The following is a 14,780-nucleotide window of genomic DNA, read 5'->3' as shown; positions in this document are numbered from 1 at the left end:
GTCGGCCGGACCGCCGCACCACCGCGATGCCGGTGACCGGACCGCCGGTCGCCGGCATCCTGCTCGACCAGATCGGCCGGCATGCGGTACTTGTGTCCGACACGGTTCCGCACACAGCCACACCACCGTCCCTTGATGCCACAAAGGAGTGCGCGATGGGAACGTACGAGGATGTCTTCCGCGCCAGTACCGAGGACCCGGAGAGCTTCTGGCTGAAGGCGGCGGAGGGCATCGACTGGGATGTCACCCCACGACGCGCCCTGGACTCCTCTGGCGCCCCCTTCTACCGCTGGTTCCCCGACGGTCGGCTCAACGTCTGTTTCAACGCGCTCGACCGGCACGTCGAAGCCGGCCGCGGCGAACAGGCTGCCCTCATCTATGACTCACCGGTGACCGACACCCGGCGCACCTACACCTACGTGCAGTTGAGGGACGAGGTGGCGGCGTTCGCCGGGGCGCTCTCGCGGCTCGGTGTCGAGCACGGCGACCGTGTGGTGATCTACATGCCGATGGTCCCCGAGGCCGTTGTCGCGATGCTGGCCTGCGCACGTATCGGCGCGGTGCACTCGGTCGTCTTCGGCGGGTTCGCCCCGCGCGAACTCGCCCTGCGCATCGACGACGCGGCTCCGAAGGTGGTCGTCTCCGCCTCCTGCGGCATCGAGGGCAAGCGTGTCATCGCGTACAAACCCCTGCTCGACCGGGCGATCGAACTCGCGGCCCACAAGCCGGAGAAGAGCGTGATCCTGCAACGCCCGCAGGAGACGGCCGAATTGGGTCCCGACGATCTCGACTGGGGCGAGCTGGTCGCCGCCGCACCTCCGGCCGACTGCGTTCCCGTCCCCGCCACCGATCCCCTCTACATCCTCTACACGTCCGGAACGACCGGAAAGCCCAAGGGAGTCGTGCGTGACTGCGGCGGCTACGCGGTCGCCCTCCACTGGTCCATGGGCGCCGTCTACGACGTGGGCCCGGGCGAGACGATGTTCACCGGCTCCGACGTCGGCTGGGTCGTCGGACACTCGTACATCGTCTACGGGCCCCTGCTGGCCGGTGCCACGACGGTCCTGTACGAAGGCAAGCCGGTCGGCACCCCGGACGCGGGCCAGTTCTGGCGCGTCGCCGCGGAGTACCGGGTCAAGACGATGTTCACGGCTCCCACCGCCTTCCGGGCCATCCGCAAGGAGGACCCGAAGGGAACGCTCACCGCGGGCTACGACTTGACCGGCCTGCGCTACCTCTTCCTCGCCGGTGAGCGCCTCGACCCCGAGACCTATCACTGGGCGAGCGAGCTTCTGGGCATCCCGGTGATCGACCACTGGTGGCAGACCGAGACCGGCTGGCCCATTGTCGCCAACCCCGTGGGCATCGAAACCGCTCCGCTCAAGCCCGGCTCACCCACCCGCCCGCTGCCCGGCTGGGACGTCCGCGTCCTCGACCCCTCGGGCGAGCCGGTGCCCCCGGGCGTCGACGGCGCGATCGTTGTGAAGCTCCCCCTGCCGCCCGGCGCGCTCCCCACGCTCTGGCAGGACGACGACCGCTATGTCGCCTCCTATCTCTCCGCCTACGACGGCTACTACCTCACCGGCGACAGCGGCCACATCGACGACGACGGCTACGTCTTCGTCATGGGCCGCACCGACGACGTCATCAACGTCGCCGGGCACCGGCTGTCCACCGGCAGCATGGAAGAGGCCCTGGCCGCCCATCCCGACGTCGCCGAGTGCGCCGTCATCGGCGTCGCCGACGCTCTGAAGGGACAGGTACCGCGCGGCTTCGTCGTCCTGAAAGCCGGCATCGACCGCGAACCGGGCGAGGTCGAGGCCGAACTCGTCCAGCTCGTACGCGAGCGCATCGGCGCCGTCGCCTCCCTCAAGGACGTCGCGGTCGTGTCCGCGCTGCCCAAGACCCGTTCGGGAAAGATCCTGCGCAAGACGATGCGCGGCATCGCCGACGGCCGCGAAGAACCCATTCCCTCCACGGTGGACGACCCCGACGTCATCGAGGTCCTGCGCCCTGTGCTCCGCCCCGCCGGGGACACCCCGTGAACAACTGACGCAGAGCAGCGGGTGAGGCCGTCCCCCATGCGCGGGGCACGGCCCGCCGATGCACTTCGTTTGAGATGAGACCCGAAGCCGCGCCGATCGTCACCCCGTTCGGTGTCCCAGCAGTCGGCTGCCCCCCTTGCGGCCGCCTGCACGGCGACATAGTATTATGTTCGTAATTCTATGGATCGCGCCGACGCCGGCTCAGCCGACACGGGTCCTGACGGGTACGCCATCAGGCTCGGAAGCAGGAAAGCCGGGCGCCCCCGATCGGGTCGACCACGCCCACACGGCGCCGCCCTCGCCCCCCAGCGATCCACCGCCCATCATCTGAGGAATCACTCATGCTCAACGCCCTGTGGAACCCGACCACCGCCGGAGAGATCGCCCTGCCGCACCGGCTGGCCATGGCTCCCCTGACCCGCAGCCGGGCCACTCCGGACGGCGTGCCGACCGAGCTGAACGCCGAGTACTACGCCCAGCGCGCCTCGCACGCGCTCATCATCACCGAGGGCACCCAGCCCTCCGCCGACGGCCAGGGCTACCCGGTGACCCCGGGCATCTACACCGACGAACACATCGCCGGCTGGCGCAAGGTCACCGACGCCGTGCACGGGGCCGACGGGCGCATCGTCATCCAGCTGATGCACGCCGGGCGCATCGCCCACCCGGACAACACCCCCCACCACCGGCAGCCGGTGGCTCCCTCCGCGATCAAGCCGACGGGCCAGACGTTCACCCCGTCCGGGCTCCAGGAGATGCCGGTGCCGCGTGAGCTGTCCACCGAGGAAGTCGCCGCGACGGTCGACGACTTCCGGCGCGCCGCCGCGGCCGCCATCGCGGCCGGCGCAGACGGCGTCGAGATCCACGGGGCCAACGGCTACCTGGTCAACCAGTTCCTCTTCCCGAGCACCAACCAGCGCACCGACCAGTACGGGGGCTCCCTCGACAACCGCATCCGTTTCGCGGTGGAGGTCGCCATGGCCGTGGCCGACGAGATCGGCGCCGACCGCACCGGCATCCGGATCTCCCCCGGCAACCCCTTCCAGATCAACGACCTCGTGGAGAGCGACCCCCACGAGCTCTACCCCCACCTCCTGCGCGCCCTCGCCCCCCTCAACCTCGCCTACCTGCACATCGGCCACGGTGGCGACGAGGAACTCCTCTTCACCCTCCGCAAGTTGTGGCCGACCACCCTGCTCCTCAACCGGGCCGGAGCCGACATCGCCACCCGCGCGAAGGACATCGAAGACGGCCTGGCCGACGTCGTCACCGTCGGCACCATGGCCCTCGCCAACCCCGACCTCGTCGAGCGCGTACGCTCCGGCGCACCCCTGAACACCCCCGACCCCAACACCTTCTACGGCGGCGGCGCGGCCGGCTACACCGACTACCCCAACTACGCCGCCTGACGGAGGACTTGGCGCCCGAGGGAATCACCTGCTTCGGGCGCCTCGACGCTGCTGCGGCGCACGGCGCCCCGGCGATCCGAGGAGTCTCAGATCGCCACCGCCGCGCGCCGCAACCGTGTCGCCATCGCTGCCAGGAATTCACGGCGCAGCAACTCGCACATGCCGACAGCCGGTCCGGGACATGAACCGATCGGCGCGCGATGACTATATATTTTATATAGCACTTGCTAGTGTCCGCTTCATGACAACGGCGTAGCTGGGCGGTCAACGCGTGCTCACAACGGGAGTGACGCGCCGACGGTGAACGCGAAGTCCCGCCACTCGGCCCCGAATTCGGACTCGCCGCACTGAATGTGGACGCGGACGAACCCCATGACTGGAGACGAGGCATCCGCATGACTGCATACGAACTCGCCGGCAAGGTCGTACTCATCACCGGCGGCACCGGCGGGCTCGGCAGCGCGACGGCTCGGGCTCTCCTCTCCCGGGGCGCACGGGTCGGCATCGTGGATCTGCAGGTGAATACACCGGAGATCGCAGCCCGCATGTCACCGTCCGACGTCGTCGGCTTCACCGCGGACGTCTGCGACCGCGACGCGCTCGACGATGCCGTAGCCCACATATGTGAGCGGTTCGGGCGGGTCGATGTCGTGATCGCGAACGCCGGCATCATGGGGCGTGGCTCCACACTGCGTACCCTGCCCGCACCCGCGATCGACAAGGTGCTGGCCGTGAACGTCAACGGTGCCATCAACACCGTGAACGCGGCGATGAAGCAGATCGTCGACAACCAGGGTCAGGTCGTACTGATCAGTTCGGTATTCGCCTTCCTCAATGGCATGGGGGCGATTCCCTACGCGATGAGCAAGGCCGCGATTGAGCAGCTCGGACGCGGACTCCGGGTGGAACTCGCCCAGCACGGCGCTTCTGCCACCACCGCCTACTTCTCGCTGATCCAGACGGACATGATCAGAAACGGCGTCGACGAGGACCCGACGATCGGCAGGCTCCTGTCCCGGACGACGCCGCGAGCGCTGCTCAAGCGCCTTGAGCCGGACGAGGCTGCCCATGCCATCACGCATGCCATCGAGCACCGTTCACCCCGCGTGATCCGGCCGGCTCGCTGGACACCGCTGTCCGTCTTGCGAGGGGTGCTCAACCCGGCGATCGACGCGCGTCTGGCACGTGACCTCACCACACGCGCGCTCCTCGGCAAGCTCGAAGGACGCTGAGTCCGGTAGCAGCGCTCGCACGAGGGCCGGGCTGAAGGGAAAGCCCTGGCCCTCGCGTCGGCCCAGCAGGTCAGTAGGGTGGAACACATGGGAGCGGTACGCAGATACGGGCAGGCCTGTCCACTCGCCACGGCGATGGACGTGCTTGGCGAGCGTTGGACCGTACTCATCCTCCGCGAGCTGTTGCTGGGCCCGAAGCGGTTCACCGGGATCCTCGGTCGCATGCCGTCGATCGGACCCAATCGCCTCACCGACCGGCTTCGCACTCTGCACGCGATCGGCGTCATCTCCAAGACCGGGCCGGCGTCGGAGTACGCCCTGACCGACTTCGGTGAAGAGCTGAGGGTCCCGGTCATCGGACTCGGACTGTGGGGCCTGGGCCTGATGAGCAACGGTGTCGATCTGCCGGCTGCTCGGACGGACATGGTGGCGCTGTGCATGACCGTGGCGATCGCCCCCGGTCGGCTGGCCGGCCTTGCTCTTGAGTGCGACGTCGATGCCGGCGAACGGTTCTCCATGACCGTCGGCGACGGGGCGCTCCGGGTCCGGTCCGCACCGTCACCCGCATCGTCGCCCACCACCGTGGCCTGTGACGCGGGAACGTTCATCGCGCTGTCGCTCGGGAACGAGAAGCCGTCCGCTGCCACCGCGTCGGGCCGCCTCGCGGTAAACGGCGACATCGAGGCGGTCAATCACCTCTTCGAGGCCTTCGCCGAGGCGGCCCGACGGCTCACCACTGACCGGTCGGCCTGATCGGGCATCGGAGAGCGGGCTGGTGCTGCCCGCGGCGATTCGTCAGGTCATCACGTGAGCCCAAGCGTGCCTGAGCGGGCCTCAGGCCCCGCGCTTGCGGCGGAAGGACGTCCTGCCGTTGCGCCGCACCATCGAGACAGTGGTGGCCAGACGCCCGCGGCGCAGGTCGGGTTCGAGTCCGGCGCCCAGTCGGTGCAGCTGGTCGGCATGCCAGCTGAGGTCGAGCACGCCGTCGAGTGCCTTGAGGTCGGCGACCTTGCCGAGCACACGGCGCATCCCGTAGCGCCTCTGGTGTGCGACGACTGCCTCGGCGCGCCCCGTGAGGATCACATCGGCGGCATCGGGCGTCGTGGCGGTGGGCCGCCCGATGCCGACGACGTCGCACTCTCTGCCGGCGACGGCGCCCGCCATCGCGTCACGGGAGCGAAAGCCGCCCGTGACCGCCAGCGGGATGTCGCCCACCAGGCCGCGCACCGTGCGGGCGTACTCCAGGAAGTAGGCCTCGCGGGCGCGGGTCGACGCCGCTGCGGCGCCCATCATCGCCGGCGATTCATAGCTGCCGCCGCTGACCTCGATCAGGTCGAGTCCTTCCTTCGCCAGAGCCGCGACGACTCCGCGGGACTCCGTCTCTGTGAAGCCACCGCGCTGGAAGTCGGCCGAGTTGAGCTTGACGGAGACGGCGAAGCCGGGTGACACCCGTGACCGTATGCGGCGCACGACCTCGACGACGAAGCGCATCCGGCGCTCGGGGTCGCCGCCCCATTCGTCGTCGCGCTGGTTCGACAGCGGGGAGAGGAACTGGGCGACCAGGTAGCCGTGAGCCCCGTGTACCTGCACCCCGGCGAAGCCGGCGGCCTCACACACCGCGGCTGCGGTCGCGAACCGCTCGATGATGTCCTCGATCTGCGGGGACGTCAGCTCGCGGGGCTTGGCCGCACCGGGCAGGTTGAGCGGGATCGGGCTGGGCGCGACCGGCGTGTGCCCGAGTGCGAGCATGTTGGACTGGCGGCCCGGATGGTTGAGCTGCACCCAGGTCGGAATGCCGGCGTCCTTGGTCGTCGCGGCCCATCGGGTGAGCGCGGCGAGGTCGCGGTCGTCCTCGATGACGACGTTGCCCGGCTCGCCGAGTTGGGTGCGGTCGACCATGACGTTTCCGGTGATGATCAGTCCGTACCCGCCCCTGCTCCAGGTCCGGTAGAGCTGTTCGAGGCGATGGTCCGGGGCGTTGCGCTTGTCGGCCAGTGCCTCGCTCAACGCGGACTTCATGATCCGGTTCGGCAGCACCTGGCCGTTGGGCAGGGTCAGGTGGTCGTGAAGGGACGTCATGCGTGGGTTTCCTCCGGTCGGGGTGGGTGCGTGGGCAGGGTGTGCGGATGCCCTTTGGGCAGGCGGGCGCCGGCCGGCTCGATCCGCGGCCTCGGCCGAGTCGTCCGACCGCCGATGAGCGCCGACGCTGTTCGGCCGGGCCGATCAGGCGAGTTGGCGCTTGAGGATCTTGCCGGTGGAGGTCAAGGGCAGTTCGTCGACGAACTGGACGACACGCGGGTACTTGTAGGCGGCGAGCCGCTCCTTCGCCCAGGCGGCGAGCTCGTCCTCGGTCGTGCCGCTCCCGGCCTTCTTCACCACGACGGCCTTGATCTCCTCGCCGTGGGATTCGTGCGGTACGCCGATGACAGCGACGAGCGAGACCGCGGGGTGCTCCATGAGCACCTCCTCGAGCTCGCGCGGGTAGACGTTGAAGCCACCTCGGATGATCATGTCCTTGGACCGGTCGACGATGTAGTAGAAGCCGTCCTCGTCCTTGCGGGCGAGGTCTCCGGAACGGAACCAGCCCTCCTTGATCACCTCGGCCGTCGCCTCGGGCCGCTTGTAGTAGCCCTTCATGACGTTGTGTCCCTTGATCGCGATCTCCCCGATCTCGTCGGGGCCGCCCTTGACCTCGGACCAGTCGTCCTGGATGAGTTTCATCTCCACACCCGGAACGGGCACCCCGATCGACCCGACGCGGGGTGCCTCGCCGAACCGGGAGAAGGACGCGATCGGGGAGGTCTCGGACAGTCCGTATCCCTCGAGGATCGTGACCCCGAAGCGGTTCTCGAACTGCTTGTGGATCTCAGCGGGCAGGGCTGAGCCACCGGCCACCGCCACGCGAAGGTTCGCGGCCAGGCGGGCTACGTCGACCGTCTCGTCGAGTGCCGCGAGAAGACCCCAGTACATCGTCGGGACCCCGGCGAAGAACGTCACGTCGTGGGCGAGCATGAGACGCAGGGCGGCCTGCGCCTCGAACCTCGGCTGCATCACGATCGTGCCGCCGAAGGCGAAGGCACCGTTCTGGATCACGGTCTGGCCGAAGGCATGGAACAGCGGCAGCACACACAGGTAGGTGTCGGGGCGCTCGGGATCGGCCGCGAAAAGGTCGATGCCCATGAGCGCGTTCGCGTACACGTTGCGGTGCCGCAGTTCCGCGCCCTTGGGGTGACCGGTCGTGCCGGAGGTGTAGAGGACCACCGCAGTGTCGTCCTCGTCGCGTTCGACCGTCCGGAACGTCACGGGCTGCTCGGCGACGACCGAGGCATAGGACTCCGGTGCCCCGTCCCCGTTCGCCGGCGCGCCACCGCTCTCGATCAGGAAGAACTCGGTACAGCCCGCGCTCGCCTGGAACCCCTCCCACGCGGCCTCCCCGATCGGCAGCTCCGACGTGCCCTCGAACGCGAAGTACGCCTTCGCGTCAGAGTCGGCGAGGTGGTAGGCGACCTCGCGGGCCTTCAGCAGCACGTTCAGCGGCACGACCGCAGCACCCGCCTTGAGGATGCCGAAGTAGATGCTGGAGAAGTGGGGCAGATTGGGGCAGGACACTGCGACCTTGTCACCCGGCTGGATCCCGCGCGAGACGAGCAGGTTCGCTACGCGGTTGGCAGCGGAGTCGAGGGCGTCGTACGTGATCCGGTCGTCACCGAAGATGATCGCGGTGCGCTCCGGATGTCGGGACGCGGAATCCGTCAGCAGTCGTGACACGTTGCGGCTCGGGCTGAGCATCATCGCTCTCCTGGTTCTCGGGGTGTGCGCGGTCGGTCTAGGCGAACTCCGGAGGCGGCACGAAGCCCTCCACTTCCCGACCCAGCAGAGCGGCGAACTCGATGGTGGTGAGATCGCCTCCGCTCGGGCCCATGGCCTGCAGCCCGATGGGCAGTCCGCTCCTGCCCTTGCGTACCGGGATGGTCGTGGCCGGACCGCCGGAGACGTTGGCGATGGCGTTCCACTTGACCTGGTCCCAGTAAGGGCGCCGTACACCGTCGACTTCGAAGGGCCGACCGAACCGGTCGATCAGCTTGTTGTGGTGGACGGGGGCGGCCGTCGGGGTGACCGGCATGAGGACGATGTCGAAGTCCCGGAAGAACTCGAACCATCGCTGGCGGATCTCGTTGCGCACCGTGTGGGCCTGCAGCCACTGGTAGTGGGACTGGAAGGTGCCCTTCAGGGCGGGACCGGCGTCGCCGCGCGGGTGCTGGACGAGCCGCGCCAACAGGGCGGCGTTGGGGGCGGGTGTGAGACCGGTGCGGTCGTAGGACAGCGCGCCGAAGAGCAGGGGCAGGAAGGCTTTCCGGTGATTCGTCGCGATGTCGACGGGGAGGCGCGCGGGCTGGACCGTGACCTTCGCGCCGGCCGCCCGCAGCACAGTGACCGCGTCGTTCACGGCGTCCGCGACGTCGCTGTCGACCGGACACGAGGGATCCTCGCCCCAGACGGCGACCCGGAAGTCGGCGAGCTTGGTCGCGCGCGGCGGCGCGAGCGTGTAGCTGAAACCCCCGTCGTAGTCGGCCGACCCGACCGTCGCCCGCAGGATCGGGACGAGGTCACGGGCGTCGCGGACCTGCGCGCCGCCGCAGGCCATGTCGGCCTCCGACCACCGTCCCGCGCCCGGCCCGTAGGGCACATGCCCGATGAGGGGGATCGACCGCCAGGTCGACTTGTGGCCATAGAGGCCGTTGAAGTGGGACGGGATCCTGGTCGAACCTCCGATCTCCGAGCCGAAGTCGAACGCCGCAAGACCCGCGGCGGTGCCGACGGCGCCGCCCCCGGCGGACCCGCCCGAGGTACGGGTCGTGTCCCACGGGTTCGACGAAGGACCGAACACCGGATTGTCGGCCTGGACATCCTGGTTGCCCGGCGGCATATTGCTCTTCCCCATGATCACGGCACCGGCCGAACGCAACCGCCTGACCGCCTCGGCATCCTGGTCGGGCACATGGTCCTTCAGGTCCGCGCGCCCGCAGACCGTGCGCATCCCCGCTGTCTCGAAGCTGTCCTTGACCGTGATCGGCACACCGTGCAGCGGACCGAGGTCGTGTCCCGCCGCCCGCGCCGCGTCGGCTTCCGCGGCCTCGCGGCGGGCGCGCTCGGGGTCGAGCGTCACCACCGCGTTCAGCGTGGGGTTGTGGGTGGCGATCCGCCCGAGGTAGAGCTCGACGAGTTCCCGGCTCGAGACCTCACCCGCGGCCAGCGCGCGTGACTGATCCACGGCAGATCGGAAGGGAACGTCAGTCACGGCATGCCTCATCTCTGGCGGTGGCGGATCGACTGCAGCATTGTATGCCGATCATAATATTACGCATGTCAGACCATAGATTAGGATGGGGTGCGAGGCAATGGCCTTGCGGAGCGAATGGAGGAGCCCTGTGGTGCGCTACACCAAGGAGCACAAGCAGGTGACGCGGCAACGGATCATCGAGAAGGCCGGCCATCGGTTCAAGCAGGACGGCATCGACGGCTCGGGCATCTCCACACTGATGTCGGATGCCGGGCTCACCAACGGAGCCTTCTACGCCCACTTCGCGTCCAAGGACGACCTCGTCGCCCATGTCGTGGGCGAGCAACTGCGCGCACAGGTCGCGGGGTACAGCACTCTGCGGCCCGGCCGCCCGGGACTCGAGGACCTCATTCGCGAATATCTGTCACCCGAGCACCGGGACCACCCCGGTCTCGGATGCCCGTCCGCCGCCCTCCTCGACGAGATCGGCCGCTGCGAGGACGGGACCAAGCAGGCCTACACCGACGGTGCGCGGGACATCCTGGAGGAGATCGCCGCCCGCCTTGCACCTGAGAACCCGCAGTCCGCTCGCGGTAAGGCCATCGGGCTCTTCACCATGTTGGTGGGGACACTGCAACTGTCCCGCGCCCTCTCCGACCCGAAGTTCGCTGACGAGATCCTTGAGCAGGGAATCGAGAACGCCCTCACCTTCATGCGCTGAGGGGTACCGGTTCACGGCTCTCCACGAGGTCGCCGGGAGGCGCCTCCAGCCCTTCCTCGCGAAGGTGACCGTCAGCAGAACCACAACCATCGCGGATAACGGCCACACGGGCACCGGCTTGGTCGTCGCGCGCCGTCGCGAGCACGGCCAGGTCGAACCGCCGGCAAGTGCGGACGGGGGGCTCGCGCCGCCCGCCCAAAGGGTGTCGCGGCCCCGAGGCAACCTCCTCGGCCCGAACGACAACCGTGCTTCGCGCCCACTACCGTTCGAGGAACTCGAGAGCTGTCGCCACGAACTCCCTGTGGAACTGGAAGATGCCGCCGTGGCCGGCATCGGGATAGATCACCAACTCACCGTTCGGCACGCGCCGCGCCAGATCGGCCGAGTTCTTCGTCGGCACCATCCTGTCGCTCTCTCCATTCGCGACGAGCACCGGCTGGTGGATGACGGAGAGATCGTGAGGCTGTTCCAGCCCCCAGCAGCGAATGGCCTTGAGCTGGGCACCGTACGACGTGAGGGAGATCGCCTTGTCGCGGTCGTGCGTGCGCTCCTTCAGACGGGCCAGGAACTCCTTCCCCGCCCGGCGCCCGCCCGCGGTGCGGGTGAAGAAGAGGAACTGCTTCGGGTCCTGAAGGGTGAACAGCCCTCGGACGGTGTCGAGATGGGACAGCCGCGCCACGTTCTTGATGCCCTCGCCGCCCGCAGGACCGGTACCCGTGAGGATCAGCTTGCGAACGAGGCCCGGTTCGGTCTGCGCGATCACCTGGGCAACCATGCCGCCCATCGAGAAGCCATGGAGATCGACGTACTCGAACCCGAGCGCCCGGATGAAAGTGACGGCATCCTTCGCCATCGCCTCGATGGTGCGCGGCGTCGAACCGCTGGAAGCGCCGACGCCCCTGTTGTCGAACGTGATGACCCGCCGCTTGGCGGCGATGCCGTCGACGACCCGGGGGTCCCAGTTGTCGAGGACTGCGGCGAGGTGGGTGAGAAAGACCACCGGGACACCGGACTGGGGACCGAGCTCACGGTAGGCGAAGGTCACTCCCCCTGCGGTGATGGTGCGGGTCGGTGCGTTCTTGTACGACGTCACCACGCCGCCTCGTACTTCCTGTGAATCAGTCATGGCCGTGCCCTTCGGTGCGGGGCTTCTGCGAGCGCGCCACTCCTCCTTCACAGAGGGAAGGGCACGAAGCAGTCACCTGCGTCTCCCGGCTGCGGCTACAGTCTGCGGGGTCGACGGTCAGAAGCGGCGGGATCGAAACCCTGAGCGGTCGAGCCTTTCAGCATCACGTCGACGATTGAAGTATGACCGTAATTCTATGAGGCAAGTCTGCGGCCGAACGCGATGACGGGTCGGCCCTGTCGGCAGCCCCGACTCTTCACGTCGTGGAGCAGACCCTCAGGCCTCGATGGCGTGGGCCGGAGCCGGCCCCGGCCGACGGCAGCGGCCGAAGGTCTCCGTGGCACTGGGGACGATGCCGCAGACGACATGCGGCGGTCCCCGACACAGCGAGCACCCGTTCAGAGAGACACCGCCGACGGCTCGGAGCTGCCGGCGCACACAGGCCGAGCAGGACAACCACGTTGAGCAGGGAGCGTTTCCGCGAGCTCACGTCGCCGAAAGGACCGGCTGCCGACCAAAGTCTCGTGGTCGTGACGTTCGGCAATCGCACAAGCGCCGCCCCACATGGCTGTGAGGCGGCGCTTGCAGGATGGGCCGACGGCCGCCGCCCCTGCGTCGTTCGGGGGCGGCGGCGTGGTCAGGCGGCGAGGAAGTCGGCCACCTGCTTGGTGAAGGCCTTGGCGTACTGGAAGAGGAAGGCGTGGCCGGCGCCGGTGTAGAGCACGAGGGTGGCGTCGGCGAGGTGCTGGACCGCGACATAGGAGTTGTGGGCGGGGATCATCACGTCGTTCAGGCCATTGGCGTAGAGGACGGGATGCTTGATGGCCTCCAGTTCGGCTACCACCTGGTCGAAGGGGGCCGCCAGGAGAGTGGCCGCCGCGTTGAGCATGCCCTGCGCCGCGGCCTCGGAGACCGCGGGGCCGCCGGCGGCGAGCCGGGTCGAGACGTGGTCGAAGTGCTCGCGCCCAGCGGCACGGGCCGTCTCCGTCTCGGGGTAGAACAGGTACTGCATGTCCTCCAGGTCGGCGTCGGGCTTGGCCATGATGCCGAGGACCCTCTCGCTGAAGGGCGGTGCGTCGGGCACCCAGCCGGCCGGGCCACTGCCCGCCACGATGAGCTTGCGCACCAGCTCGGGGCGTCGCACGGCCACGCGCTGGGCCACGATGCCGCCCAGGGACCATCCGAGCAGGTCGGCCTGCGCGAGACCGAGTGCGTCGATGAACTCGATGGCCCCCTCGGCGAATCCTTCGAGGGAGTCGCGCGGCTCACCGTCGGTGTAGCCGACGCCGACGTTGTCGAACACGATCACGTCGTGGTCGGCGGCCAGGTAGTCCAGGAACTCCGGGTCCCACCAGTCGATGGTCCCGCGGAAGCGGTTCAGCAGGACCAGTGGAACGCCGCCCTGCGGACCCATCCGCCGGTAGGTGAACCGTGCGGAGGGACCCTCGACGGTGAGGTCCTCGGCTTTGTCTGCCAGATACGTGCTCATGATGTCCTTCTCTTGTTGGCGGGTGCGTCGGCCGGTGTGCGTGACATCTCCCGGGCCCGCTCGCGAAGCAGTCCACCGACGTGCCGGGACTGCGGTCCGGAGCCCTCCTCGCCGGCGCCCGAAGCGCCGAGCCGGCGTGGTCGACCAGGTCGCGGATCCACCCGAATCGGTCGATCACCTGCTCGGCCGCGTCGTCGACCTGGGGGTCACCGGCTGTACCGAGCTCAAGGAAGATCAGCCGCCGCGACAGGCAGCCCACGTCTTCCGGTCCGTTGCGACCACCTCGGAATCCGCCTCGCGGAGCGCGAGAACGGCACCTTCCGGGGTGGGCATTGAAATTATGATCGTAATACTATGCAGGCAAGGCCGCGAGGGCAAGCGCCCCCTCGCGACGGACGACAGCCCGCGAGGTGCGACGGGGCGACCTCAAGCCGACAAGCGAGACGGCCACCCGCACCCTGAGATCATTAAATTACGTTCGCAATACAATACAGCGAGGGAGCCGGCGGAGAGTGAACGACCCTCAGGCGAGCGAAGGAGCATGCAGTGCGGTACGGGAATGAGCACAAGCAGAGGACCAGGCAGCGGATCATCGAGACAGCCGGCCGCCGGTTCAAGCGGGACGGTATCGACGGCTCGGGCGTCTCGGCACTCATGAAGGACGCGGGGCTGACCAACGGCGGCTTCTACACCCACTTCGCGTCGAAGGAGGACCTCGTGGCCACCGTGGTCGCCGACCAGTTGCAGACACAGAACGCGAACATCGTCGCGCATGCGGCACCCGGCCACGCCGGGCTCGAACAGATCGTGCGGTGGTACCTGTCCGCCCGGCATCGCGACAGCCCCGAAGACGGCTGCCCATCCGCCGCCCTGCTCGACGAAATCGGGCGCTGCGCAGACCTCACCAGGCAGGCGTACACCGAGGGTGTGCTGATCGTCGTCGACGGCATCGCCGCGCGCCTGGCACCCGACGACCCGCTCTCGGCCCGCACCAGGACGCTCAGCGCCTACGCCATGATGGCCGGGACACTGCAGCTCTCCCGAGCCCTCGCCGATGAACAGCTCGCCGATGAACTTCTCGATCAGGGCATCCACAACGCCCTGGCACTACTCGGCGTCGAGCTTGAACCCCCAGGACATCGAGCCGACTCACCCGCAGAGCCCGCCCGCTCGCGCCACCACTTGCCCGTAACGCCGGAGCAGCGCACCACCTGACCCCGCACCGCGCCACCAGGAACGGCCCCACTTGCGGTCCACCGACCCACCACTTAGCATTATGAACGTAATCCAATAGGCCGCCTCCCGCTCCCGCCCGCCACGTGGACTGGTGCACAGCCCTCCGCGGACAGCCGGGACCAAGAGCTCCGCCCCCCATAGAACCCATCACACATAAATCGCACATCGCCACAAAGAATCACTGCAGCTACTACCCGGGGATCCCGGGAGGAACAGCACCCCCGACCGCTTGCGGACGAGC

The 14,780-nt window shown here is 68.5% G+C and carries 11 protein-coding genes and 1 pseudogene; 7 read left to right on the top strand and 5 right to left on the bottom strand.

The genetic code is table 11. The features are described from left to right. Nucleotides 1-155 precede the first annotated feature (155 nt). The 4 genes from AB5J50_RS48085 (at nt 156) to AB5J50_RS48070 (ending at nt 5,439) form a co-directional block, all read left to right on the top strand. Nucleotides 156-2,045, top strand: a complete 1,890-nt coding sequence (locus AB5J50_RS48085; RefSeq protein WP_369264833.1) for a propionyl-CoA synthetase — start codon at nt 156-158, stop codon at nt 2,043-2,045. Nucleotides 2,046-2,386: 341 nt separating this feature from the next. After that, complete coding sequence (locus tag AB5J50_RS48080) at nt 2,387-3,454, top strand: alkene reductase (protein WP_369264832.1); 1,068 nt, start codon at nt 2,387-2,389, stop codon at nt 3,452-3,454. A gap of 395 nt (nt 3,455-3,849) precedes the next feature. Then, complete coding sequence (locus AB5J50_RS48075; protein ID WP_369264831.1) at nt 3,850-4,686, top strand: SDR family NAD(P)-dependent oxidoreductase; 837 nt, start codon at nt 3,850-3,852, stop codon at nt 4,684-4,686. 87 nt (nt 4,687-4,773) lie between these two features. Beyond that, complete coding sequence (locus AB5J50_RS48070; RefSeq protein WP_369264830.1) at nt 4,774-5,439, top strand: winged helix-turn-helix transcriptional regulator; 666 nt, start codon at nt 4,774-4,776, stop codon at nt 5,437-5,439. 81 nt (nt 5,440-5,520) lie between these two features. On the opposite strand, the gene AB5J50_RS48065 is transcribed toward AB5J50_RS48070, so the two are convergent. The 3 genes from AB5J50_RS48065 to AB5J50_RS48055 all read right to left on the bottom strand — a co-directional run bounded on the left by AB5J50_RS48065 (nt 5,521) and on the right by AB5J50_RS48055 (nt 9,997). Then, nucleotides 5,521-6,765 (bottom strand): NADH:flavin oxidoreductase/NADH oxidase family protein, encoded by a 1,245-nt coding sequence (locus AB5J50_RS48065; RefSeq protein WP_369264829.1) that lies wholly within the window; start codon nt 6,763-6,765, stop codon nt 5,521-5,523. A gap of 144 nt (nt 6,766-6,909) precedes the next feature. Next, nucleotides 6,910-8,475, bottom strand: a complete 1,566-nt coding sequence (locus AB5J50_RS48060) for a long-chain fatty acid--CoA ligase (RefSeq protein ID WP_369264828.1) — start codon at nt 8,473-8,475, stop codon at nt 6,910-6,912. Nucleotides 8,476-8,512: 37 nt separating this feature from the next. Beyond that, on the bottom strand, nt 8,513-9,997 hold the full coding sequence (locus AB5J50_RS48055) for an amidase (RefSeq protein ID WP_369264827.1): 1,485 nt from the start codon (nt 9,995-9,997) through the stop codon (nt 8,513-8,515). Nucleotides 9,998-10,115: 118 nt separating this feature from the next. Here AB5J50_RS48055 and AB5J50_RS48050 point away from each other — a divergent pair, with 118 nt between their 5' ends. Further along, nucleotides 10,116-10,688, top strand: a complete 573-nt coding sequence (locus tag AB5J50_RS48050; RefSeq protein WP_369264826.1) for a TetR/AcrR family transcriptional regulator — start codon at nt 10,116-10,118, stop codon at nt 10,686-10,688. 58 nt (nt 10,689-10,746) lie between these two features. After that, nucleotides 10,747-10,851, top strand: a pseudogene (locus tag AB5J50_RS48045) (IS5/IS1182 family transposase); the annotation flags it as partial. Nucleotides 10,852-10,947: 96 nt separating this feature from the next. Here the strand turns inward: AB5J50_RS48045 and AB5J50_RS48040 are convergent. Then, complete coding sequence (locus tag AB5J50_RS48040) at nt 10,948-11,814, bottom strand: alpha/beta fold hydrolase (protein WP_369264825.1); 867 nt, start codon at nt 11,812-11,814, stop codon at nt 10,948-10,950. 637 nt (nt 11,815-12,451) lie between these two features. Beyond that, nucleotides 12,452-13,303 (bottom strand): alpha/beta fold hydrolase, encoded by an 852-nt coding sequence (locus tag AB5J50_RS48035; RefSeq protein WP_369264824.1) that lies wholly within the window; start codon nt 13,301-13,303, stop codon nt 12,452-12,454. 546 nt (nt 13,304-13,849) lie between these two features. Here AB5J50_RS48035 and AB5J50_RS48030 point away from each other — a divergent pair. Continuing rightward, nucleotides 13,850-14,518, top strand: coding sequence for a TetR family transcriptional regulator (locus AB5J50_RS48030; protein WP_369264823.1), 669 nt, complete (start codon nt 13,850-13,852; stop codon nt 14,516-14,518). Nucleotides 14,519-14,780: the final 262 nt, after the last annotated feature.

It is taken from the genome of Streptomyces sp. R35 (assembly GCF_041053035.1).
GTDB classification, from domain to species: domain Bacteria; phylum Actinomycetota; class Actinomycetes; order Streptomycetales; family Streptomycetaceae; genus Streptomyces; species Streptomyces lutosisoli.
Note: the sequence above shows the minus strand (reverse complement) of the source record. Positions and strands in the feature narration are given on the sequence as shown.